Source organism: Arthrobacter sp. NPDC093128 (assembly GCF_040683875.1).
In the GTDB taxonomy this organism is placed as follows: Bacteria; Actinomycetota; Actinomycetes; order Actinomycetales; family Micrococcaceae; genus Arthrobacter.
This window is the reverse complement of the sequence record NZ_JBFBEY010000004.1, coordinates 214404-236429: the sequence shown is the minus strand read 5'-3', so window position 1 is coordinate 236429 and position 22026 is coordinate 214404. Positions and strand designations below refer to the sequence as shown.

The window sequence follows — 22026 nt, the reverse complement described above, 5'->3', positions numbered from 1 at the left end:
TTGCACAGCCCTGATGCTGATCCGAGGCCTGCGCCGTCGGCTATTTATCGCAGCCGATACCGTCGCCGTCCCGGTCAAGATGTTTTCCATAACCTGGTGTGCCGGCATAGATCGGTGCGGCGCCTGCTGCACGCGCCGCAGTGCAGTTGGCGTAGTAGACAGCGGCTGGCGCCGGGACAGCCTGTTGCACTGGAGTCTGCGGGACGGCCTGCTGCGCCGCCGCTTGTTCGGCGGCCGCCTTCGCGGCAGCAGCAGCCGCATCCGCTGCAGCCTTGTCCGAAGCAGCTTTATCTGCCGCAGCCTTGTCAGCCGCTGCCTTGTCCGCAGCAGCTTTTTCGGCGGCGACCTTATCTGCCGCTGCCTTTTCCGCCGCAATCTTGTCAAGGCTCTTGACGCCGATTTTCACGGTGGAACCCTTTGCCACTTGGGTACCTTCGGCGCGGTCCTGGGACGTCACCTGCCAGTTCTTCTTCACAATGATTGACTTGCCGTCCACGGTGTCTTCAGCCTCGACCTTGAGCCCGAGATCTTCCAGTTGATCCTCGGCTTTATCCAGCGTCAGGCTCATCACGCCGGGAACCGTGACGGTATCAGTAACCTCTGCGACAGCCGTCGTTGATTCTGTCGGCTGCGCTCCCGTCTGCTTGCCGCCGCATCCGGTCAGCATGAGGCCGGCCAGCACAACTAATGTCAAAGTCTTCTTCATTTTTCCCCCTTGGAAAGTTTTGAAAGTGTTGAGTGATGGAATCGGTCTAGCTTTCGCAGGCCACGCCGTCGTGGTCTCGGTCAAGCGCGGCACGGTAACCAGCTGACCCCGCGTACAGCGGCGCGGCACCTGCGGCCTTCGCCGCCGTGCAGTTGGCGTAGTAAGCAGCTGCCGGTGCAGGCGCTACGGGAACCTGTACTGCAGGTGCGGGAGCAACAGGGGCCGGCGCAACGACAGCCGGAGCGGGCGCTGCCGGGGCGGGCGCGGCCACCACAGGTGCGGGCTGAACGGCAGCGGGAGCTGGTGCCGGCGCCGCAGCGGCCGGTGCCTTCTCGTTGGTCGGTGCGAGCTGGCCGGAGCAGTCGGTCAGGATCCTGGCCATGGCGTCGTGCTCCGCCTGGGTAACCCACAGGCTGTACGTCGCCTTCACCGAAATCTGCCGGGCAACATATTCGCACCGGAAACCCTTGTTCGCCGGCAGCCAGGTGGCTGCGTCGCCGTCGCCCTTTTTCATGTTGGTCGGGCCGTCCGTCGACTGCAGGTTCAGCGGGTCATTGGCGAAGGCTGTCCGCTGTTCGGTGGTCAGCTGCTGTGCGCCCTTCTGCCAGGCGTCGCTCAGCGCAACGACATGGTCGATCTGAACTGCGCTGCTTGTCGCAGTCCCCCGCAGGAAGTTGACGCTAGTGCCCGTGTAGGGGTCAGCCAGCGTGCCGGACTGCACCTTGCAGGGCACACTGTTGGTGTACGTGATGCCGGTCAGGTCGCGTTTGAGCATGTCATTCCGGGTGTCGCAGCCGTTGCGGTCGACGTCTGCCCACGCCTGCCCGAACAGCGCGCGGTCGTATCCCGTCTTCGGTGCCCGGCCCTTGATGGGAAGGGTGGCCAGGAGGTCCACCGCCTTGGTGGCGAAGGCAGGCTGCGTCTTCGGAGCCGTAACACTGGCGCCCTGCGCCAAGAGGTAGGGGCTGTCAGGATCCAGCGGAGCGCCCGTCTCCTGCGTGGTTGGAGCGGACGACGGCGTCGGCGTGGCTTTGGCAGTCGCGCTCGCTTGAGCGGAGGCTGACGAGGCAGCGCCCTCCGACGAGGCCGCCTCCAGATCCGCCGACGCAGTGCGCGGTGTCGCCAGGCCGCCCGCGATAAGCAGGGCAAAGGAGACGGCAAGGGCGACGGCGCCCGCCTTCCGCGTGGCCGGGAGCCACGCCCATGAGCGGCGTCCGGTTGCCAGGACATATAGGCCGGTGAGGCCGGCAGAGATGGCCAGGAACAGCAGCGCGCCGCCAAGGCCGCCGCTGAACGCCCCGATGATCATGAATAGCGCAGTTATGCCCCCGACAATGAAGGTGGAAGCGCGTTGCTTCTTAGGCGGCCGCTGGCCTGGTCCCGCGCCCGCGGGCTGTGACCCCCAAAGGGTCTCGTAGTTCGACATTCTTCCCCCATTAAAAAGACCCGGCAAATAGCCGGGCCTTTTGCTTAAGCCGAAATCTTGCTAATCAGAAGCGTATTTCTCCGGCGCTGGGGAAAACGCAAACTGCGGTGAACCTTGCACAACCTTGATTGAGTCTTGAGCCAGTCTTGAGGGTGCTTGTCACACTGTGAATTCAATGCATGCCTGCCACGCATCGTGTGCGTAAGACGCACTCACCGGTGGCTCGTCTCGAACCCTCGTCGCTGGTGAAATCCGTGGGCCGGCTTCAGCAGCCTGCGCCAGTAACTGCCCCGGAATGCCCGGAAGCGACTGGGATAGGCTCGCTTGGGACCGGAACACGCATTGACTCAAACGCTCAGGGCGGGGAATTCATTGGATCTACTGGGCGGCATGAGCCGCGACGAACTCCGCATCTCTTCTTGGGTTGCCGCCGCCGTCTTCGCGCTCGCGGCGGGCGTCTGGCGCCCGCGCCGGCTTCCTTGGACTGCCCTTGGTTCCGTCCTGCTCTTCGCGGCCCTCAACGCGGGTGCCGGGATCTATGTCCTGAACCATTTCAGTGACTCGCGCTGGTCCACAGGAGAACCGCCGCTGAGCGTTCCGTCGTTTTCCGGGACGCCTGTCGTGGGGCAATTTCTGGAGCCCCTAGACTCCGCTCTGAACGGAGTGGTTGGCGGAGTGAACGAGTTCCTGGCATTCAAGCAGGCACTTCCCGTCGCGCTGGATTTCCTCGCCGCGTCCGGCTGGGCCCTGCTGGTGGCGTTCCCGATCGCCATTCTCGCCGCCACCATCAGTTACGCCGCGGCGAGGCGCCGAACGGCGGACTTCGAAAAATACCGTGCCACCGTTGACCTGCTCCAAGAGGAGGTTGAGCAGCTCAAGCGGCAGATCTCATCAGGGAATTCCGTCCGGTGAACACTTCCTCCGTCGCTGATGAATCTCACCATTAACCACCGGAACGCCAAGGGCCGTGTATATAGACTGCTGTGGTACGTGTACCTCGACTATTAGGAGAAGTTCATGAGCTACAGCGGAAGTCAGTCCGAGAAGCCGGTCGCAGCCGGCGACCTAGACCGCAGCCATATCGGTCAGACTGTGAGCTTTGAATCGAACGACTTCACGGTTGTCTTCGGAACACTCTCCGGCATTGCCCGGACCGAAGCCATGGTGTACCTGTCGCTTCAGGGAGTGGGCGGCGGCACCCATCTGAAGGACGAGTACGACCTGCCTGTCGGCCAGAACGTCTACGTTCAGATGGATCCCCTGAGCACCGCCGGGAAGACCCTCGCGGAGGCGGAACGGGTCATCAAGGAGAAGTTCGACGAGATCAAGAAGAACCTCCGGGATCGGGAACAGAAACCGGATTCCGAGTAACCGGCATCCAGCCAACGGGGAAACCCCGCAGTGCCTAGCACTGCGGGGTTCCTCTTTTTGTCACTGTGCGCTGGCTCGCCGACGCCCGCCCCCTACCCGTCGGTGATTGCAGCGCCCACCAGACCGAACAACGTCCCCGCCGCCAAGGCAATGAGGGCACGTTTCCGGTTGGGATACAGCCAGCGCACTGCGAACATGGCTACTGCCAGAATGAGGCCGTTCACAACGCTCAGGATAACCGCGACCCACTCGGTCCCGGTGGCCACCCCGAAACCTCCGCCGCTGCAACCGCTGACCCCGCACCAGAAAAAACCGGCCACCATCCACTGCGGAAGGCTCAGAAGAACTGCCAGCGGCACGGCCCACCAGAGCTTTCTGACGTCCGGGGTGACCCCTCGCAGCGTCTCCCGCGGATACTGAGCCGAGGCGCCGGGCATGCCGGCGACCCGAACTGGTGTGACCCTCCGGGAGCTGAGGACAATCGATCGGAAGACACCCGCGTTGACCACCGCAAGGAGGAGGTATCCGAAGTAGTAGAGGACCACAGTCAGGCTCAGTACGGCGCCGGAGCCAAAACTGCCGATGACGAAATACGCAGCCGAAACGGGCAGCGTCAGGACCAACATGGCGAGCAGCAGGCCCTCCTTGAACCCGGCATCCAGGTCCAGTAAAAAGCCCCTGCTAACCAGCGCACTTACAACAACAGCAAACGTCACCGACAGATAAACGACGACGGCGGCTCCGGCCCAGCGCGGCAGGGCCCTTGCATTGGGCCGGGATCCTCTACTCACAACGCTCCCCCTTGACGTCATTCCGGCCCGCTCTTTGCGAGGGAGCCGATATTGCCGGCACACGCCCTGGCTACCGGCACCTTGATGGTCGCACGCCGGGCGCCCAAAGTGCTGTGGCAGCTTCAAACCAGCAGCCTGGCCACCAGCTCACCGCGGCTGCCCACGCCCACTTTTCCGTAGAGCGCCTTCAAGTGGTCGTGCACCGTGTGCGGGGAGATGAACAGATTCCGGGCGATGTCCACTGTCGGATTCCCAGACAGGACCTCCAAGCAGACTTCCCGCTCCCGGGCGGAGACGCCGTAGGCCGATAGCAGGAGGCTGACCACGTCGTGCGAGGTGGCCGGCTCCACGGTGACCACCATCTGCTCGGGGTCGTCGCCCGTAATAAGGCGGCTGGCCTGCAGCACCACCCAGTTGCCGCCGGCGTCGCGCGTTCTGGCCCGGGCAGTGCCTGAAACAGAGGCGTGGGCCTGCGCCACAACAGAGTGCAGCGTCATGGTGAAACCGCCCGGCGCCGCATCCTCCACCTCGGCCAACCACAGGACCGCGGCGGGGGTGGCCGCCCGCAGTTCGCCGTGGACCCCGGCGATCACGATCACCGGGCCGCCCGCAGCCGGGCGTGGCCCGCGCTGCACCCGCACGGCCACCCGGGTGGCAGCTGCCAGCGTGGCGGTGACGGCGTCCAGGAAATCCACCTCACGGTCCGAGAAGTCCTGGCCGCCCTCCCGGAAGATACTGCCCACACCCCAGCACGCCTCGTCCACGCGGAACGCCGCACGCAGCTCCTGATGCAACCCCAGGGGTCCCAGCAGCTCATTGATCTTCGTCCGTCACCGGCCACGGCCGCCAGATGGTCACGGACGTCATCCCCAGCGTGTCCGGGTCCACCCCGGCCCAGCAGCCCTGATCGAACGGTACCGCCCGCCGCACCACGGCCAGCGCCGCAGCGTAGAGCTCAGCCAGGTCCAGGCCGCCCGCGGCGAGGTCGCCAATCTCGCGCCGGGCACGCTCAGCGCGCTCCTCCCACATACCTCCAGTATCCGGCCGGAGGGCCGGACCGCAATCCCCCACACCGGGGATTGAGCGGGTCTCCCGGAACCCCCGGTGAGGGGATCGCAGCGGCGCGTTCCGCCGTCGTACTCTTCCTCCATGAACGCCGTATCGCAGCTCTTCGCGGTGCTTGCCGCACTGGTCTACATCGTGGTGTTCCCGCTGGAAAGCTTCTTCCTGCGGCACCCGGCAGCGCAGAAATTCCTCAGCACCCCTGCACAAAACGTGCCGGCCGTGATGATGTGGGCCATCCCCACCGGGTTCCGCAACCTCCTGATCGGGCTGGGAAACATCGCCGGGGTGGTCGCGGTGAACACGGGTTACGTGGTAGTGGGCTACACCCTGGTGGTCTACTGCTGCGCCAATATGGGGCTCAGCGACGCCACCATGGGGCTGGCGGACTGGCTGGGCCACTACCCCAGGAAGGGCGACAGCATCCCCGGTACCCTCGGCTCAACCGTCCCGCCTCTTATTGCGCTGGCGGCGCTGCCGTTCTGAGCAAGATGGCTCTGAGCAAGCTGGCGCCGTCGCCCTGTCCCGTGATGTCCACCGCGGGTTCCCCGCAGTGCCGCCCATAAGATGAGGCATGGACTTCGAGGACACGCTCTGGACGGTTTTGGGGGCCGGGCTGGTTCTGCTGATGCTCGTTGATGTCTTTCGTACGCTCCTATATCCGCACGGTTCCGGTCCTGTGGGCCGGGCGATCATGCGCGGATTCTGGCTGATGTCGAGAAAACTACGGGGCCGGGGCTCCTTCATCGCTGCACCTTTGGCCATGGCCGCCGTCATTGGCGCCTGGGCAGGCCTGGCGGCCATCGGCTGGGCCCTGCTCTATCTGCCCCACCTGCCGGAAGGTTTTGTCCACGGGGCCGGGATTCCGCAGCGGGCCGACTTCGCCGAAGCGCTCTACATCTCGCTTGTCACTCTTTCCACTGTGGGGTTCGGCGAAATCGTGCCGGCGCATCCGGTGCTCAGGCTGGTTGTGGCACTCCAGGCCGTCACCGGTTTCGGGTTGCTGACAGCAACGGTCACCTGGATCCAGCAGACCTACCCTGCCCTGAACCGCCGTCGGGCCCTTGCCCACCAGCTGACCCTGTTCAGGGAGGCTGCAGGTCCGGCGGGCGTCTTGTCGCTGGATCCCAGGCATGCTGCGGGGCTGCTGGAGTCAATGGCCGGAAACGTGGCTTCGGTGAGCATCGACCTGCTTGCGTTCCATGAAACCTATTACTTCCGTGAAGTCGAGCAGCGCGGCTCCCTGCCGGCCACAGTCGCCTACGCCCAGGAACTGGCGTCCCAGGCCCAGCGCAGCGAGAGCCCTGAACTCCAGTTCGCCGGACGGATGCTCCACGCGGCGCTGGACGGACTCGCGGAGGTCCTTCGCGGCAAATTCGGCCACTCTGGCACAACCTCGTCCGATGTGTTCGACAGCTACGAGCTGCACCACAGACACCGGCGGCGTGGGGAACCGAACGCAAAGTAGAGTCATGGCTATTGCGGTGTCATGAGTTCCGGGGCACCACGGGTTAGACGGCGTCGGCTGCGCAGGGCGTCCTACCCGGACCACGATCCGGGTAGCCGCGGCGGCGTACCCTGAGGCTATGGATTCCGAGGTCCGGGATCTCAAACTCCGCACCGGCATCACAGTGCCGTGCCGGTCCTGTGGGAGTGCCCGGACCGGGTCGCCGAGGATGCGGTAGCGTTCTTCCGGTCCCTCGACTGAAACCAGCTTTGGTCACACCCGTACCAGCAAACGCCTTCACTTTGCATCGACGACACGGCGCAAAAGCCTCAAGCAACGTTAAGTTGGCTTACTGCCCACGGGCGTTTCTCGCAGCAACAAACGGCGAGCGCTATGCTGTTCCCCTCGGCTGAAGACGCCCGGCCGTCGGATCGCACCACCACGGAGCTGCCATCATGACCGAGGCACCAGCCCCCGCAGTCCGCACTGACACAGTCCCCGCTAACGCAGTCAGCGCTCAAGATCCCGACGCCAGCCTCCGCCAGCTCGCGGCCGATACCTTCGGACTCCCCCACCTCCGCGCCGGCCAGTTCGCCGGGATGCGCGCCCTCGTCACCGGCCGGGACGTCCTAGCCGTTATGCCCACCGGCTACGGCAAGTCGGCCATCTACCAGGTGGCCGCGCTGCACCTGCACGGAAAGGTGCACCGAAACCAGGCCCAGAACAAGGCGGCCACGAACCCTAGCGGGCCGGGCAGCGGAAGGCGCGGTCCCGCCGTCGTCGTCTCCCCGCTGATCGCCCTGCAGGAGGACCAGCTGGACGGTCTGCTGGAAAGGCTGGGCGGGGACGCCGCCGTCGCCATCAACTCCGGCCGCAGCGACTCCGAGGTGAACGGCGCCTGGGACGCCGCCGAGCGCGGCGACGCCGTGTTCGTCTTCCTGGCCCCCGAACAGCTGGCCAGGACCGAAACCGTGGAACGGCTCGCGGCCCTGGACGTTTCGTTGTTCGTGGTGGACGAGGCGCACTGCGTCTCCTCCTGGGGCCACGACTTCCGGCCCGATTACCTGCGCCTCGGCGAGGTCCGCGGGCAGCTGGGAAACCCGCCCGTCGTCGGCCTCACCGCCACCGCCTCTCCCCCGGTCCGCGACGAAATCCAGCAGCGCCTGCGTATGAAGGACCCGCTGGTGCTGGTGCACGGCTTCGACCGGCCCAACATCCGGCTGGAGGTGGTCCGCCACCACTCAGACAAGGACAAGCGACGGGCCGTGACGGAGCAGGTGGCCGAGCTCAAGGGCCCCGGCCTGCTGTACGCCGCCACCCGCAAGGACACCGAGGCCTACGCCGCCGAGCTCACCAAACACGGCCTGCGCGCCGCGTCCTACCACGCCGGTCGGAAGCAGGACGAGCGGGATCGCGTCCACGAGCAGTTCCTCGACGACCACCTCGACGTGGTGGTGGCCACCACCGCCTTCGGCATGGGCATCGACAAACCCAACGTCCGCTTCGTCATCCACGCCGACATCCCCGAATCCCTGGACAGCTACTACCAGGAGATCGGCCGCTCCGGACGCGACGGCGAACCCGCCGCCGCCGTCCTCCACTACCGGCCCGAGGACCTGGGCCTGCGCAAGTTCTTCCGCACCCATACCCCTGACGAGGAAGCGCTCCTGGCCGTCCTTCAGGTGCTGCGCGGCGCCGACGGGCCGCTGAAGCAAAAGGCCCTCGCCGAGCAGACCGGCCTCTCCCCGCGGAAGCTCACCGGGCTGCTGAACCAGCTGCAGGAAACTGGCGCCGTCAAGTCCGGCAAGCGCGGCATCCGGCTCAAAACCAAAGCCGAGCTGCCCGCGGTGGTGGAGCGCGCCGTCGAAGGCGCCGAAGCACGCCAGCGGGTGGACCGCTCCCGCATCGAGATGATGCGCGGCTACGCCGAGACGGACAGCTGCCGGCGCCAGTTCCTGCTGGGCTACTTCGGCGAGGACCTCCCGGAGCCCTGCGGCAACTGCGATACTTGCACTGACGGTTCCGCCTACGAGGAGGATTACGACGACGGCGCCGCGGCCGCCGCGGGCGGGGAACCTTTCCCGCTCCAGGCCGCTGTTGTGCACAAGGAATGGGGGCCGGGCTTGGTAATGCGGCACGAGGAGGACGTGATCACGGTCCTGTTCGAGCAGGAGGGCTACAAAACGCTGTCCCGCCGGGCCGTGACGGAGGGCAAACTGCTGACGCTCGCGACGTGAAGGGTGCCGACGTCCGGACGGCCAGGGCCCGCTTCGCTTCCGTCAGCGCCGGTCCTAAGCTGGAAGGGTGCGGTTTACTCGGTCTGCGCTAGATTCGTTCCGCGGCGGGAGCCTGCCGGACCTGCTCGCGGACCACACGCGGCTTCTGTTCGTGGGCATCAATCCAGGCCTGCGGGCCGTGGCAGTGCAGGCGCATTTCGGCGGCGGGAGCAACCGCTTCTATCCTGCGCTATACCGGGCGGGCATCGTCGACCGGCGGATAGATGCTTCCGCGGGCTTCCTCCCCCACGACCTCGCACATCTGAATGAGCGCGGCCTCGGCATCACCTCACTCGTTGCGGGAGCGTCGGCACGCGCGGACGAACTCACCGCCGAACAACTCGTCGCTGGAGCCGATGCCCTGTCAGAGCGCGTCGGACGCATCGCTCCGGCAGTGGTGGCAGTTCTGGGAATCACCGCCTACCGGACCGCCTTCGCCCGGCCGCAGGCGAGGGTCGGGCGTCAGCCGGATCCTCTCGGCGGCGCCTCCGTCTGGGTGGTCCCCAACCCGAGCGGGTTGAACAAGCACGCGAGCCTCACCGACCTGGCAAACGCCTACCGAGAAGTCGCCATCGCAGCCGGCATCGACGTCTTCACAGCATCAGACTGACCGGCGCTGCTCACGCCTGATCGTGGATTCTTTTCGACGTCACAGTCCGTCGACGATGCCGTCGACGACGGCGCCGAACCTCTCCGACGGCCCGCCTGCCTTGACGAGCACGCTAAGCCCGACCACAGAGGCAAGCAGCTGACTAGCGGCGGTCTCGGCATCCCGATCCATGCTGAATTCTCCAGACTCCCGTCCCTGCACGATTGCTTGCCGAAACACCGCTTCGATCCGTGCGAAGAGGTTGTCCGCAATGCGGTTCACGTCGTCGTCGCCGGTGCCGAGTTCCGCGGCAGCATTGACCATGACGCACCCCCGCTGGTGCTCGCCTACGCCGGCAAGGACCGTCATCGCCCCTTTGAGACGCGGCCGGACCGGCCCGGGCGCTGAGAACAGATCGGTCAGGTACTCGAGTCGCATCTCGCTGTAGCGCCGAAGGGCACGTATAAACAGCGCGTGCTTGCTCTCAAACGTGTTGTAGAGACTGCCTTTGCCGATCCCCAGCTCCGTGGCCAACTCCTGCGGCGTGGTCCCGGCGTAACCCTGTCTCCAGAACAGGTCCATCGCCCTGTCGACGGCCGTGTCCGTCTCAAACTGCATCGGTCTACCCATGGGAAAAGCGTAACCTGCGTGTTATTGTACTTCAAGGTCAAAAACTGCTGATGCGACCATCCCGGGTCCCCTACCCCCTCTCAGGAAGGCATTCCTTTGTCTGCTCAACTGCTCTCGGCGCACGTCCTCTCCGCGACAACCGTGCGCACGCGCGTCCCGTTGAACACGCTCGCCATCCCACTGGGCTTGGCGGGCCTCGCCCAAGTATGGACCGTGGCGACTTCCTCGCTCGGCCTCCCGTTCGAGCTCGGGCAAGCGTTCTGGCTGGTCGCTGCGATCGCCTGGATCTGGACCCTCGCGGTGCACCTGTATCGCGGCCGGAGCACCGATCAACCGCTCACCCATCAGCTCACGCACTTCGCCCAGGGCCCGCTTGCGGCATTGCTTCCCATCGCCGCGATGCTGCTTGGAGCGGCCCTTCACCGCACGATTCCGATTGCCGGAACTGTGCTGACGCTCATCTCCCTCGCCGCCGCGGCCGCGTTCGCCGCATGGATGCTGAGCTTCTGGATGCGCGGGGAGATGCCGCTCGAATCCGTTCACGGCGGGTACTACCTGCCCATCAGTGCAGCCGGTCTGGTCGGTGCACTCGCTGCCGCAGAGACGGGACCTGAGTGGCTTGCCGTCGGAAGCTTCGCAATCGGCATCTTCTTCTGGCTGATAATCTCGGTGCTCTTCTTCCTCCGGCTCGCGCTCCGTCCAACCATGCCCGCCCCGCTCGTCCCGACACTCGCGATCCTGATGGCTCCCCCGGCCGTCGCGGCAGCGGCGTGGCTTACGATCTCCGGCGGTCGACCCAATCATCTTTTCGAGGGGTTGACGGCAATGACGGCGCTCATGGTGTTGATCCAGGTGATGCTGTTGCCGCGCTATCGCGCGCTGCCGTTCTCGCTCGGCTTCTGGTCATTTACCTTCCCCGCGGCGAGTGTTGCTGCGCTGGCAATCACGTGGCTGCACCTACTCCAGCCGATTGCTTGGCAGGCCATCACAGTCGGAGTGCTGGCCGCCGTTACGCTCCTCGTCGTGTCGATCGCGACGAAGTCGATCCTCCTGCTCATCGCCACGACCCGCGCGGCACGGAGACAACTTCCGACGGCCATACGGGCCGACGCCCCTCACCAATCCGTCTAACAGAAAGAAGAAGGAAAATGGAGTTCCTGACCACCCTCACTACAAACGTCCCCGACGGAACAGCAGACGCGACCGTAGAGGACACCAGGGCGCGGGAAGCGCTCAGGGCCGCAGAACTGGTCGAGCAAGGTCATCTTCTCCGGCTGTGGAGGCCTCCGGTCGAGCCGGGTGCGTGGCGAACACTTGGCCTCTGGCGGGCAGCCAGTGAGACCGAGTTGAAGGGCATCCTCGCCACCCTCCCCCTACACAAGTGGATGACGGTGGAAATCACTCCCCTAAATCCCCACCCCAACGACCCGGCAACCAAGAAGTCCTGACAGCCACAAGCCATCCAAATTTCACCGTGGATCATCGACGGCCAAGCGGATGCGGCTCCTGCCATCAGGTCGCACTGGTGGCGACGCTCCGAGACCGCCTTGTTCGCGTGAAAGTATTCAGTCATGACTATCGACGGCGACACCGCCAAACTCCTAGCCTTCATTGACTCCCACGGCATCGACGCTGCTGAGGTGAGCCGTGGTTGGGCTTCCATCGGTGCGATTATTGTCGATGCCTGCTTGCAGCGACGGCAGAATTACGAGGAAACGGTGAAGCCGCGCGTTGACGCCCTGGTCGCCGCATGGCCGGATGCACAAACCACCAGTGGGTTCCGGAAAGGTCTTGCTACGGGAACCCTCTCGGAGGTCATCGATTGGCCCTCGCCGGGCCGCCTTGCCCAGATAGACGACTTAACGTGTGTGTTTGAGGATCAGGGCATCGAAACCGTAGAGGAACTCCGAGCCAGACTCACTGACCCAGCAACAAGGCCGGTTCTTCGTGATGCCCTCGCAGGTGTACGTCATGTGAGCCCCAAGACACTGGACTACGTCGACACTTTGAGCGGACTCGCTACGGGGGTTGCCACTGATGTGCGGATACGGAGAGTGGCCGAGGCAGCCGGTATCGAGGACACCTCCTCCGCCAACATGTCGGCCGTGATCCGCGCCGCGGCAGACTCCCGAGGGTGGCGCGCCGGGGACCTGGACGCCGCACTGTGGCACTTCGGTATTGCGCGCGCCCCGGAATCATCGACGTAAGGCGAGGCGCCCGCAGCGGCGGGCGCCGACGTCGTTCTACGCCCGCTGGGAGATGTTGAGAATGTTCCCTTCGCTGTCCAGGAACCAGGCGGCCTTCCCCCACTCACTCGTGGCAATGCCGTTCTCGGTCTTCAGCCCGGGCATGTCGTAATCTTCAAAGACGACGCCGCGGCCCCGCAGCTCCTCCACTTCGCGTTCGAGGTTGTCCGTGGTCCAGCCCATCTGGGTGTTCTTCGCCGTGCCTGCGTTCTCTGTCTGATAAACGAGGAAGCCCGTTCCGTGGCCCCCGCTGTAGATCAGGCTGTCCTCCTCAGCGGACTCGGAAGGTTCCAGCCCCAGCTTGTCCCGGTAGAATTCCTTCGCCCTCTTGATGTCCTTCGCGGGAAGGACAGCCATGATGTCTGAATCCGTGAGCATGATGATTTCCTCTGTGCATTGTTCTCGCGTTGATGGCGATGCCCTCCCCTATAGCGGTTCCGGAACGTCTTCTGTCCCGTGGCCGCGTGGCCGCCCGTTCCGCCAAGTACCAGGGCGGCCACCTGGGACTCTGCTACGCCCTGCCAGGCATCATCGCGAGGTCCCCGAACCTTATGGGGACATTATGGAACCGAATCACGGCTACGGAAATAGTTTCAGAGGACCTTGGACAGGAAGGCCTTGGTCCGGTCATGCTGCGGATCGCTCAGGATCTGCCGGGGCGGCCCGGCCTCCACCACCACACCGTCGTCCATGAACACCAGCGTGTCCGCCACTTCGCGGGCGAAGCCCATCTCGTGCGTGACCACGATCATGGTCATGCCGCTCTTGGCCAGTTCCTTCATCACGTCCAGCACCTCACCCACCAGTTCCGGGTCCAGGGCGCTGGTCGGCTCATCGAAGAGCATCAGCTTTGGGTCCATGGCCAAGGCACGGGCAATGGCCACGCGCTGCTGCTGCCCGCCGGACAGGTGCGCCGGGTAGGCAGCCCCCTTGTCCCCCAGGCCCACGCGCTCCAGCAGTTCCTTGGCCCGCGCGAGGGCTTTGGCCTTGGAAAGACCCTTCACCCGCATCGGAGCCAGGATGATGTTCTCCACCGCGGTCAGGTGCGGAAACAGGTTGAACCGCTGGAACACCATCCCGATTTCCTGGCGCTGGAAGGCCGCTTCCTTGAGCTTCAGCTCGTAGAGCTTGTCCCCCTTTTGACGGTAGCCAACCAGCTGGCCGTCCACCGACAGCCGGCCACCGTCAACCCGTTCCAGGTGGTTGATGCACCGCAGGAACGTCGACTTACCCGAACCGCTGGGCCCCACGATGCAGAGAACCTCCCCGGGGTCCACCTCCAGGCTGATCCCGCGCAGGACCTTGTTAGTACCGAAATTCTTGGAGACCCGCTCCGCGAGCACCATCGGCGCGTCCGTCATCCTTTTCCTCCAAAGTCATTGCCGAGCGGTCCGCCGGGCCCGGGGGCGCCGGAACCGCCCAGTCCGCCGGAAACCGCAGTCGGTTCCGGCGTCGTGCCTTCCTTACCCGTCTTGGCCCGTCCGGTTCCCCGCGAGAACCGCTTCTCAATGAAGTGCTGGCCCACCATGAGAACGGAGGTGAAAAGCAGGTACCAGAGGGACGCCACAATCAGCAACGGCACCGGAGTGAACGTCACCGCGGAAATGCCGCGGGACACCCCGTAGAGGTCAATGCTCAACGGAATGGCGGCCACCAGCGAGGTGGTTTTGAGCATCGAGATCACCTCATTGCCCGTGGGCGGAATGATGATCTTCATCGCCTGCGGGACCACCACGTACCGCATGGTCTGCCCCCAGGACATGGCCAGCGCCGTCGAGGCTTCCTCCTGGCCCTGGTCGACGGACAGGAGCCCGGCGCGCACGATCTCGGACATGTAGGCGGCTTCATTCAGGGCCAGCCCGATCACGGCGGTGATGAAGAGGTTGGTGAAGACCTCATTGGGGATGGTGACCCACGGCTCCATAAACGGAATGCCCAGCGTGAACACCGGATAGATGAGCGCCACGATGCCCCAGAACACCAGCTGCACGTAGACCGGGGTACCCCGGAAAATCCAGATATACAGCCAGGCAACGCTCTTCAGTACGGGGTTCGGCGAGAGGCGCATGATGGCCAGCAGCAGGCCGATGACGATCGCGCCGACCATCGCGTAGATGGTCAGCGACAACGTCACCCACGCCGCCTGGCTGATCCGGCGGTCGAAGATGTACTTGCCCACGTCCGGCCAGCCATAGTCCGGCCGCTGGGCGGCGTCCAGCACAAAGACCGCCAAGCCGATGATGAGGAGAACTGCAACCAGGATCCGCCAGGGGTGGCGGAGCGGGATGGCAACGATCGCTTCGGGCGGGGCGTTGTCCGCGTCCCGTCCGCTGCCGGCCCGGGACCTCCTGCCCGTTTCCGGCCTCTTGCCGGGTTCCGCCTCAATCATCCGGCCGGGCTCCGGCTCGCTCATGCGCTATCACCCTTTGGCTGCCACGTTGAGCTCCGCCGTCTTGACTCCGCCGGCTTCCACTCCCCACTTGGACAGGATCTTGGTGTAGGTGCCATCGTCGATCAGGGACTGCAGGGCCTTCTGCAGAACCGGCGTGAATTCGCTGTCCTGGGCCACCGGGATCCCGTACGGCGCCACTTCGAAGGCATCGCCGGCGGTCTGGATCTTGTCCTTGGTCTTGGAAATCGCGTAGAGGGTCACGGGCGAATCGGCGCTCATGGCATCCACCTGTCCCACCACGAGGGCGTTGGTCGCCTGGTCCTGGGCGTCGTACTTGAAGATGGTGATGGCCGGTTTGCCTGCATCGGTGCAGGCCTTCGACTTGGCGGGCACCTCGTGGGTGTCCTCATACGTGGTTGCCTGGACGGCCACCTTGAGCCCGCAGGCGTTGTCGGGGTCCACGGTCTTGCCCTTGGGGGCGGCCCACTGGATCCCGGCAGAGTAGTAGTTCACGAAGTCCACCTGCTTTTCGCGCTCCAGCGTGTCCGTGAAGGAGGACATGCCCATGTCGTCCTTTCCTGCTCGGACGGCGGGCAGGATGTTGTCGAAGGTGCCGATGTCGAAGTTGACCTTCAGGCCCATGACCTTGCCCAGGGCGTTGGTCAGGTCCACAGCCCAGCCTGCCGGCGCACCGTTATCGTCCTTGAACTCGTTGGGCGGGTAGTTGTTTGCCATGCCGACGTTGAGCACGCCGGCGCTCTTCATTTTCTCCGGGAGCATCGCGGCAATGGAGTCGTTCTTTTTCACGTCGACGGCGTCAGCGGTTGCGGATGCGCCACCGGTCGCGGCCGGTGCGCTGTTGTCGACGCAGCCGGAGAGGGCGAGCGCCGTGGCCATGGTGAGGACGGGCAGTAGGTATCGGGTGCGCATGGTTTCCTTAGCTGTTCAGGGATTCTCCGGGTTCCCGCAAGGCTGCGGGCGGAGGGCACTGTGTGCGTGCGTGTTCGGAACTCGTTAGTTCGTGGTGCCTGACGCCGTTGTTTCGGGGATTTCTCCGGAATGACGGATGTCCCGAAGAATTTCCCCGCCTCGAGCCTTCAACTCGGAAATGCTGGAAACGCCTACCAACGTCATGGTACGCCGCAGTTCGTCAGCGAAGATGTCGATGATGCGCCCGACACCCGGTGAACCGGCCGCCACCAATCCGTACAGGTAGGCCCTGCCGATCGAGCAGGCATCGGCACCCAGCGCCAGCGCCTTGAGGATGTCGCTGCCCCGGCGGATGCCCGAGTCCACATAAATCTCCATCGAATCGCCCACCCGCTGGCGGGATTCCTGCAGCACATCCATCGGGCTCAGCATGTGATCCAGCTGGCGGCCGCCGTGGTTGCTGAGCTGGACGGCATCCAGGCCGATCCGGGCGGCCTTTTCGACGTCGGCCGGGTTGACGCAGCCCTTGAGCACGATCTTTCCGTGCCACGCCTGACGCAAGGCGTCCAGTTCCTTCCATCCGCTGGTGGCATCCGAGTGGCCAAGGATGTGCTGCCACATCGACGGAGTGACCACGGAGGTGGCCGCGGCACTGCGCGGATCCAGGTTCGGGAAACTGATTCCGTCCGCCTTCAGGAAGTTGATCCACCAGGACGGCCGCCGGGCGATGTCCGCCAAGGTTGAAAGCGTCAGCGCCGGAGGCGCGGTGAAGCCGTTGTGGAGGTCCCGTTCCCTGGCGCCGAGCGCCCGAGTGTCGACGCCGACAATCAGTGTGCTGAATCCGGCAGCTTCGCAGCGCGCCAGTTTGTCCTTCAGCGCCTGGGCGTCGGAGGTGAGCCCGATGTTGAACCAGCGGTCGAGCGCCGGGTGGCCCTCGGCTATGGTTTCCATGGCCACGGTGCTCAGCCCGGCCAGCCCGTAGGGGATGCGGGCCCGGTCGGCGGCGGCCGCGACGGCCAGCTCCCCTTCGGGATGGAACAGCCGGGTTGCCCCGGTCGGTGTCAAAGTCAGGGGCAGGGCACTGTGTTTCCCGAGCAACGTGGTGCCGGTGTCTGGTCCGGACACCGGCCCCCAGCTGGGCATAAGCGCCCAGGAATCGAAGACGGCGCGGTTGCGGCGGAGCGTCACTTCGTCCTCGGAGCCGCCGTCGAGATAATCAAAAATCCCCGCCGGCAGGACTTTCCGCGCCGACTTTCGGTATTCCTCCACATTGAAGGCCTTGGCCAGCACACGGCGTCGTCGGGATAGGACGGGGGCTTTGACCTGGATGAGCTGCTTGGCTTCGCTGATTTTCAATTGCGGCCTTCCAGTGTGTGCGTGCGTTACGGTTCAGCGTAGGAAGCGGAACTCCGCGCCACTATGGAGCGTGCGACAAATTGAGGGGCCCTGAATTACCACTACCTACCAAACAGCGCATTCGGTGGCACCGTGAGGGTGCACCCCGCGGCGGAGAATCACGGCCTGCCCACTCTGGCGGATGTGGCGCGCTCGGCGGGATCGGAAATTGTCAGCCTCGTCGAAATGCCGGCCGATGACCAGCAGCTCGTGGCGGGTTCCGTGCTTTACGATTCGACGGCCCGGCCCGCCACGTTCCCCGGCGCTGTTGCCCTGGCCATCGGCCTGTCGCTGTCAGGGAAACGCCTGCGCGTGAAGGTACGGGAGCTCAACGACGCCGGCTACGTGGCCATCGTCTACAAGTCCAACGGCAACCCGGACGCCGCCCTCCGGGCAGCCGCCCGGGAAACGGGAATGGCCCTCTTCCGTGCCTCCGACTCGGTTCCGTGGAACCAGCTGGCGGAGATCATGGACGCCGCGGTGGTCCCGCACCGGCAGTCAGGCCGCACCCTGGTGGACATCCGCCCCGGGGACCTGTTCGATCTGGCCAACACCGTCGCTGCCCAGGCCGGCGGCGCCATTGCGATCGCCGATCCGGACCAGACGATCCTGGCTTATTCGACCCTCCCGGACCAGCCCATTGACGAGACGCGGCGGAGCTCCATCCTGCGTCTGCACGTGCCGCACTCCGTCCAGACGGACAAGGACTACCGGCGCGTCCATGCCGCCAGTGATGCGTTGAATGTGGCGACGGAGGACCCCCTGCTTCGTCGCACGGCCATCGCCATCCGGGCCGGCGGAGCCGTGCTGGGATCGCTCTGGCTGCTCGAACGCGCCGAACACCACAACGAGGACGCGCACCGGCTCCTGCGTGAAGCCGCCAACGTTGCCGCGCTCCATATCCTGCACAAGCGCACAACGTACGTCTCGAACCTCACCCGCCAGGTGGACCTTGTCCGGCCGCTCCTGTTCGAACCGGAGCGCGCGGAACTGGCCGCCATGCGGCTGGGAATATCGGCATCTTCGATCCGTGTGGCCGCCCTCAGCGTCTGGCCGGCGGACGCCATAGCGGCCGAAACGCTGCAATCACGCCTCAGGCTCTTCGACACCATCCGGACCGCCTGCGCCATCCGGCTGCCCTCCGCCGTCTGCGGGCTCTCGGACGGCATCGTGTACATCGTCCTGCCGCAGAGCACTGAAGCGTCCGTGCAGTTTCAGCGCGGCGCGATCCTCAAAATTGTCCAGAACGCGCGCCGGCTTCTGTCACGCCCGGTCCTGGCCGCACTGGGTGTGGCGGCCGCGATCGACCGGCTGGCAGAGTCCCGGGTCAACGCGGAACTGGTCCTGTCCGAACTGGTTCGCAACGTCGTCGAGGGGCGCATAGCTGCCGACTCCGATGACGTGGTGGCCGACGACGACTCCCTCGGCTCACGGCTGCAGCTGCGCCAGATCGTCTCGTCGCTGACGGCGTCCGGCCAGCTGCCCGGGACCCATGCCCTGAGAATCGCCGAGTACGACGCACGTCATAAGAAATCCTTTGAAGAGACCATCCACGCCTACCTGGGCTGCGGCGGCAACGCGATCGAGGCCGCCAAGTCCCTGGACGTGCACGTCAACACGGTCCGCTACCGCCTGTCCCGGGTGGAGGCCCTCTTCGGAATCGATCTGGACGATCCCGAAGCGCGCCTCCTCGTGTGGCTGCAGTTGTGGGCGAGACACAACCGGTAGATCCGCTTGCGTCAGCTGCCCGGCGTCGTGCCCGAGTGTCCCACGTGAGACGCACGCGCAGCTTCGTAGCTGCTGTCGAACGGCAGTGTGTCCATGTCCAGCAGCGGGTTCTCGTCCTGGGTCGCCACCAGTTCGCGGGCCGCTTCGTCCGAGTCCACGCTGGGCATCGACCCGGGCAGGTGCCGACGTGCGGATTCCGGCAGGAAGTATATCGTGACGGCGGCGATCGCCGAGGTGGCCATCAGGTAGTAGGCGGGCATCATGTCGTTGCCTGTCGCCTGGATGAGGGAGGCGATGATGAACGGGGTGGTGCCGCCGAAGATGGCGACGGCAAAGTTGTAGGCGATGCCCATGGCACCGTAGCGGTGGGCCGTGGGGAACAGTGCCGGCAGCGCCGACGCGAGGTTGGCGACGAAGAACGTGACCGGGAAGGCGATCATGGCGAGGCCGGCGATGGTTGCCGGAACGGTTCCGATCGAGATCAGAATGAACGCCGGCGTCGACAGCACCACCGTGCTGACGGCACCGATCCAGAGCACGGGGCGCCGCCCGATCCTGTCCGAAAGACGCCCGGTGAAGGGGATGCACAACGACATGACCACCAGGACGGGGATGGTCAGCAGCGTTCCGTGGACCTCGTCGTATCCCTTGTTGGTGGTCAGGTACGTTGGCATGTAGGACGTGAGGGCGTAGCCCACCGTGTTGCCGGCAGCCACCAGAATCATGGCCAGCACGATCCTGCGCCAGTGAGCCTTGAAAATGCCCACCGGGCCCACGGGCCCGAGCACCTCGCCGGTCTCGGGATGCCGGGCTGATTCCTCTTCCGCCTCGAGGGTTGCCTGGAAAGCAGGTGATTCCTCAATCTTCATCCGGAAGTAGATGGCGATGATGCCCAGCGGACCGGCGATCAGGAACGGAATGCGCCAGCCCCACGCCTCCATCTGGCCCTGGCCCAGCGTCAGCTGAAGGGCGGAAACCAGCCCGGCTCCAAGGGCGAAGCCCAGGTAGCTGCCCATGTCCAGGAAACTGACGAAAAAGCCGCGGCGCCTGTCCGGCGAATGCTCGCAGACGAACGTGGTTGCGCCGGCGTACTCACCGCCGGTGGAAAACCCCTGGATCAGTTTGGTGACCACGAGAAGCACGGCGGCCCAGATGCCCAGCACCGCATAACCCGGGAGGAGGCCGACGACAAACGTCGCCGCCGCCATCAGCATCAGGGTCATGGCCAGCACCTTCTGGCGGCCGATCTTGTCGCCGAGCCAGCCGAAGAACATGCCGCCCAGCGGACGGGCGATAAATGTGGCCCCGAAGGTGCCCAGCAGGAACAGGTTCTGTACGGCTTTGTCCGCTTCGGGCAGGAAGACGGGGCCCATAGTGGTGATCAGGTAACCGAACACGCCGACGTCATACCATTCCATGGTGTTGCCGACGATGGTGCCGCCGAGCGCTTTCCTCAGCGTGCGGTGGTTGACAACATTGACGTCCGAGATGCGGAGGCGGCGGATTTTCGGGGGCTGGGCGGTCATGGCTGCGGCGCTTCCGCGTCGGCGCTCAAGAGGCCCTGGCATTGGTTCTGCAGCATTTTCATTCCTCCACTGGAGGTCACGCGTCATCCCCAAATGGCGCCATCGTTGGCTTCGGACACGGTGCTCCGACCATTTTCGCACCGTTGCCCGGACACATCAATGAAATACGCTGCTTCGCTGTGGAGTTCGGCACATCGTGGCCGCTGCGATTCGCACCGTTAGCTGGCAAGTGCCTTGGATGTGTGGCCACCGGAAATTCTTGGTCATTTCGCTGGACGATCAGCCGGGGTATTTATTAGAGTCTCTAACTACGGAAAACCGGCAGGGGCGCCCAGCGCCCGGTAAGGAGGAGCGCATCACCGCTGACCAACACCAGAGATCAACTGCCCAACCCGCTGAAAGCCCCTCCTGAGGGGCTTTCCTCATTTATCCGCAAGCATGATCCCCAGGTCGTGGCATCGGTAAGGGTTCGGGCGGTCACGGCCCTGTCCGTCGGCGCGCCTGCGCTGTGAGTTCGTGTGCGCCGTAGCTGTTGTCGTCGGGATTGACGGTCACGCCTGGCCCGACGAGCTTGTCGATGCGGTCCAGGACGTCGCTGGACAAAGTGATGTCGGCGGCCGGCAGGTAGGACTCCAGCTGTTCCATGGTGCGTGGTCCGACGATGGAAGACGTGACGCCGGGGTGGTTGAGCACGAACGCGATGGACAGCTCGATCAGGGTGAGCCCGGCCTGTTCGGCCAGCTGGGCGAGTTCTTCGACGATGTCGAGCTTGCGCTGGTTCGCCGGGCTTGTCATGTCGAATCTTGCGCTCGGGCGGGCACTCGAGGTGGGTGCGGACGCCGCATCCTTCCGCCAGCGCCCGGACAGCCAGCCTCCACCAAGAGGGCTGTACGTGAGGGTACCCATGCCGTGGCGTTGCACCGCGGGGAGGATGTCCTCCTCAATGCCGCGCACCAGAATCGAGTAGGGCGGCTGTTCGGTGACGAACCGTTCCAGGTTGCGTTCACGCGACGCCCACTGGGCCTCCACGATCTGGGATCCGGAGTACGACGAAGACCCTATGTAGCGGACCTTACCGTGGCGGACGAGGTCGGTGAGCGCGCCGAGGGTCTCCTCCACATCCGTGTCGGGACTGGGCCGGTGGACCTGGTAAAGGTCGATGTAATCGGTGTTCAGGCGGCGCAGGGAGTTCTCGACCTCGCGGATGATCCAGCGGCGCGATCCGCCGCGCTGGTTCGGGTCCTCGCTCATGGGCATAAAGAACTTTGTCGCGAGGAACACATCGTCGCGCCGGCCCTCCAACGCCTGCCCGACGATCTCCTCGGACGCCCCGCCCGAATAGACGTCGGCGGTGTCGATGAAGTTGATGCCCGCGTCGAGGGCGTGGTGGATGATGCGGGTCGCCTCGGCGCGGTCATCGTTGCCCCAGGGGCCGAACATCATCGCGCCCAGGCACAGGGGGCTGACCCGCACACCGGTGCGGCCAAGGGGACGGTATTCCATGCTGATTT

At 65.0% G+C, this 22026-nt stretch carries 23 protein-coding genes; 10 read left to right on the top strand and 13 right to left on the bottom strand.

From position 1 onward, the window contains the following. Positions 1-40 precede the first annotated feature (40 nt). Both AB0N24_RS06860 and AB0N24_RS06855 read right to left on the bottom strand, forming a co-directional pair. Positions 41-706, bottom strand: a complete 666-nt coding sequence (locus AB0N24_RS06860) for an excalibur calcium-binding domain-containing protein (RefSeq protein ID WP_364122392.1) — start codon at positions 704-706, stop codon at positions 41-43. A gap of 46 nt (positions 707-752) precedes the next feature. Continuing rightward, the gene (locus AB0N24_RS06855; protein WP_364122226.1) at positions 753-2132 is read right to left on the bottom strand and encodes a DUF1524 domain-containing protein; all 1380 of its coding nucleotides are present in this window, start codon (positions 2130-2132) and stop codon (positions 753-755) included. 390 nt (positions 2133-2522) lie between these two features. Here AB0N24_RS06855 and AB0N24_RS06850 point away from each other — a divergent pair, with 390 nt between their 5' ends. Then, entirely contained in the window at positions 2523-3044 is a 522-nt protein-coding gene (locus AB0N24_RS06850; protein ID WP_364122223.1) for a hypothetical protein, read from the top strand. Positions 3045-3149: 105 nt separating this feature from the next. Next, entirely contained in the window at positions 3150-3503 is a 354-nt protein-coding gene (locus AB0N24_RS06845; RefSeq protein WP_364122220.1) for a hypothetical protein, read from the top strand. A gap of 92 nt (positions 3504-3595) precedes the next feature. Here AB0N24_RS06845 and AB0N24_RS06840 read toward each other — a convergent pair whose 3' ends face one another. The 3 genes from AB0N24_RS06840 to AB0N24_RS06830 form a co-directional block, all read right to left on the bottom strand. Continuing rightward, positions 3596-4294 (bottom strand): hypothetical protein, encoded by a 699-nt coding sequence (locus AB0N24_RS06840; protein ID WP_364122217.1) that lies wholly within the window; start codon positions 4292-4294, stop codon positions 3596-3598. Between the two features lie 122 nt (positions 4295-4416). After that, positions 4417-5088 (bottom strand): helix-turn-helix transcriptional regulator, encoded by a 672-nt coding sequence (locus AB0N24_RS06835; RefSeq protein ID WP_364122214.1) that lies wholly within the window; start codon positions 5086-5088, stop codon positions 4417-4419. A gap of 19 nt (positions 5089-5107) precedes the next feature. Then, the gene (locus tag AB0N24_RS06830) at positions 5108-5323 is read right to left on the bottom strand and encodes a hypothetical protein (protein WP_364122212.1); all 216 of its coding nucleotides are present in this window, start codon (positions 5321-5323) and stop codon (positions 5108-5110) included. A gap of 120 nt (positions 5324-5443) precedes the next feature. Here AB0N24_RS06830 and AB0N24_RS06825 point away from each other — a divergent pair, with 120 nt between their 5' ends. From AB0N24_RS06825 to AB0N24_RS06810, 4 genes are all read left to right on the top strand, one after another. Then, positions 5444-5842, top strand: coding sequence for a DUF1304 domain-containing protein (locus AB0N24_RS06825; RefSeq protein WP_364122209.1), 399 nt, complete (start codon positions 5444-5446; stop codon positions 5840-5842). 88 nt (positions 5843-5930) lie between these two features. Then, positions 5931-6824, top strand: a complete 894-nt coding sequence (locus tag AB0N24_RS06820) for a potassium channel family protein (protein WP_364122206.1) — start codon at positions 5931-5933, stop codon at positions 6822-6824. 434 nt (positions 6825-7258) lie between these two features. Then, complete coding sequence (locus tag AB0N24_RS06815) at positions 7259-9040, top strand: RecQ family ATP-dependent DNA helicase (protein ID WP_364122203.1); 1782 nt, start codon at positions 7259-7261, stop codon at positions 9038-9040. A gap of 67 nt (positions 9041-9107) precedes the next feature. Further along, positions 9108-9689, top strand: a complete 582-nt coding sequence (locus AB0N24_RS06810) for a mismatch-specific DNA-glycosylase (protein ID WP_364122200.1) — start codon at positions 9108-9110, stop codon at positions 9687-9689. Positions 9690-9728: 39 nt separating this feature from the next. Here AB0N24_RS06810 and AB0N24_RS06805 read toward each other — a convergent pair whose 3' ends face one another. After that, positions 9729-10298 carry a TetR/AcrR family transcriptional regulator gene (locus AB0N24_RS06805; RefSeq protein WP_364122197.1) on the bottom strand — a complete coding sequence of 190 codons (570 nt, stop codon included), beginning with the start codon at positions 10296-10298 and terminating at the stop codon, positions 9729-9731. Between the two features lie 96 nt (positions 10299-10394). Between AB0N24_RS06805 and AB0N24_RS06800 the strand changes: the two genes are divergently transcribed. The 3 genes from AB0N24_RS06800 (at position 10395) to AB0N24_RS06790 (ending at position 12505) form a co-directional block, all read left to right on the top strand. Continuing rightward, positions 10395-11429, top strand: a complete 1035-nt coding sequence (locus AB0N24_RS06800; protein WP_364122194.1) for a transporter — start codon at positions 10395-10397, stop codon at positions 11427-11429. A gap of 17 nt (positions 11430-11446) precedes the next feature. Next, the gene (locus AB0N24_RS06795) at positions 11447-11746 is read left to right on the top strand and encodes a muconolactone Delta-isomerase family protein (protein WP_364122192.1); all 300 of its coding nucleotides are present in this window, start codon (positions 11447-11449) and stop codon (positions 11744-11746) included. A 123-nt stretch (positions 11747-11869) separates the two neighbouring features. Further along, on the top strand, positions 11870-12505 hold the full coding sequence (locus tag AB0N24_RS06790; RefSeq protein ID WP_364122189.1) for a hypothetical protein: 636 nt from the start codon (positions 11870-11872) through the stop codon (positions 12503-12505). A 36-nt stretch (positions 12506-12541) separates the two neighbouring features. Here the strand turns inward: AB0N24_RS06790 and AB0N24_RS06785 are convergent, their stop codons facing one another. The 5 genes from AB0N24_RS06785 to AB0N24_RS06765 all read right to left on the bottom strand — a co-directional run bounded on the left by AB0N24_RS06785 (position 12542) and on the right by AB0N24_RS06765 (position 17222). Beyond that, positions 12542-12922 (bottom strand): VOC family protein, encoded by a 381-nt coding sequence (locus AB0N24_RS06785; RefSeq protein ID WP_364122186.1) that lies wholly within the window; start codon positions 12920-12922, stop codon positions 12542-12544. Between the two features lie 215 nt (positions 12923-13137). Further along, positions 13138-13905: an amino acid ABC transporter ATP-binding protein gene (locus tag AB0N24_RS06780; RefSeq protein WP_364122183.1), complete on the bottom strand. Its 768-nt coding sequence runs from the start codon at positions 13903-13905 to the stop codon at positions 13138-13140. Further along, on the bottom strand, positions 13902-14957 hold the full coding sequence (locus tag AB0N24_RS06775; RefSeq protein ID WP_364122180.1) for an amino acid ABC transporter permease: 1056 nt from the start codon (positions 14955-14957) through the stop codon (positions 13902-13904). The genes AB0N24_RS06780 and AB0N24_RS06775 overlap by 4 nt, the downstream gene beginning before the upstream one ends. Before the next feature lie 6 nt (positions 14958-14963). Further along, the gene (locus tag AB0N24_RS06770) at positions 14964-15866 is read right to left on the bottom strand and encodes an ABC transporter substrate-binding protein (RefSeq protein ID WP_364122177.1); all 903 of its coding nucleotides are present in this window, start codon (positions 15864-15866) and stop codon (positions 14964-14966) included. Positions 15867-15950: 84 nt separating this feature from the next. Next, positions 15951-17222, bottom strand: a complete 1272-nt coding sequence (locus AB0N24_RS06765) for an alpha-hydroxy acid oxidase (protein WP_364122174.1) — start codon at positions 17220-17222, stop codon at positions 15951-15953. 132 nt (positions 17223-17354) lie between these two features. On the opposite strand from AB0N24_RS06765, the gene AB0N24_RS06760 reads away from it, so the two are divergent. Further along, the gene (locus tag AB0N24_RS06760) at positions 17355-18989 is read left to right on the top strand and encodes a helix-turn-helix domain-containing protein (RefSeq protein WP_364122171.1); all 1635 of its coding nucleotides are present in this window, start codon (positions 17355-17357) and stop codon (positions 18987-18989) included. Positions 18990-19000: 11 nt separating this feature from the next. Here AB0N24_RS06760 and AB0N24_RS06755 read toward each other — a convergent pair whose 3' ends face one another. Together AB0N24_RS06755 and AB0N24_RS06750 are read right to left on the bottom strand one after the other, a co-directional pair. Next, positions 19001-20515 carry an MFS transporter gene (locus AB0N24_RS06755; RefSeq protein ID WP_364122168.1) on the bottom strand — a complete coding sequence of 505 codons (1515 nt, stop codon included), beginning with the start codon at positions 20513-20515 and terminating at the stop codon, positions 19001-19003. Between the two features lie 477 nt (positions 20516-20992). Next, positions 20993-22018: an aldo/keto reductase gene (locus AB0N24_RS06750; protein ID WP_364122165.1), complete on the bottom strand. Its 1026-nt coding sequence runs from the start codon at positions 22016-22018 to the stop codon at positions 20993-20995. Positions 22019-22026: the final 8 nt, after the last annotated feature.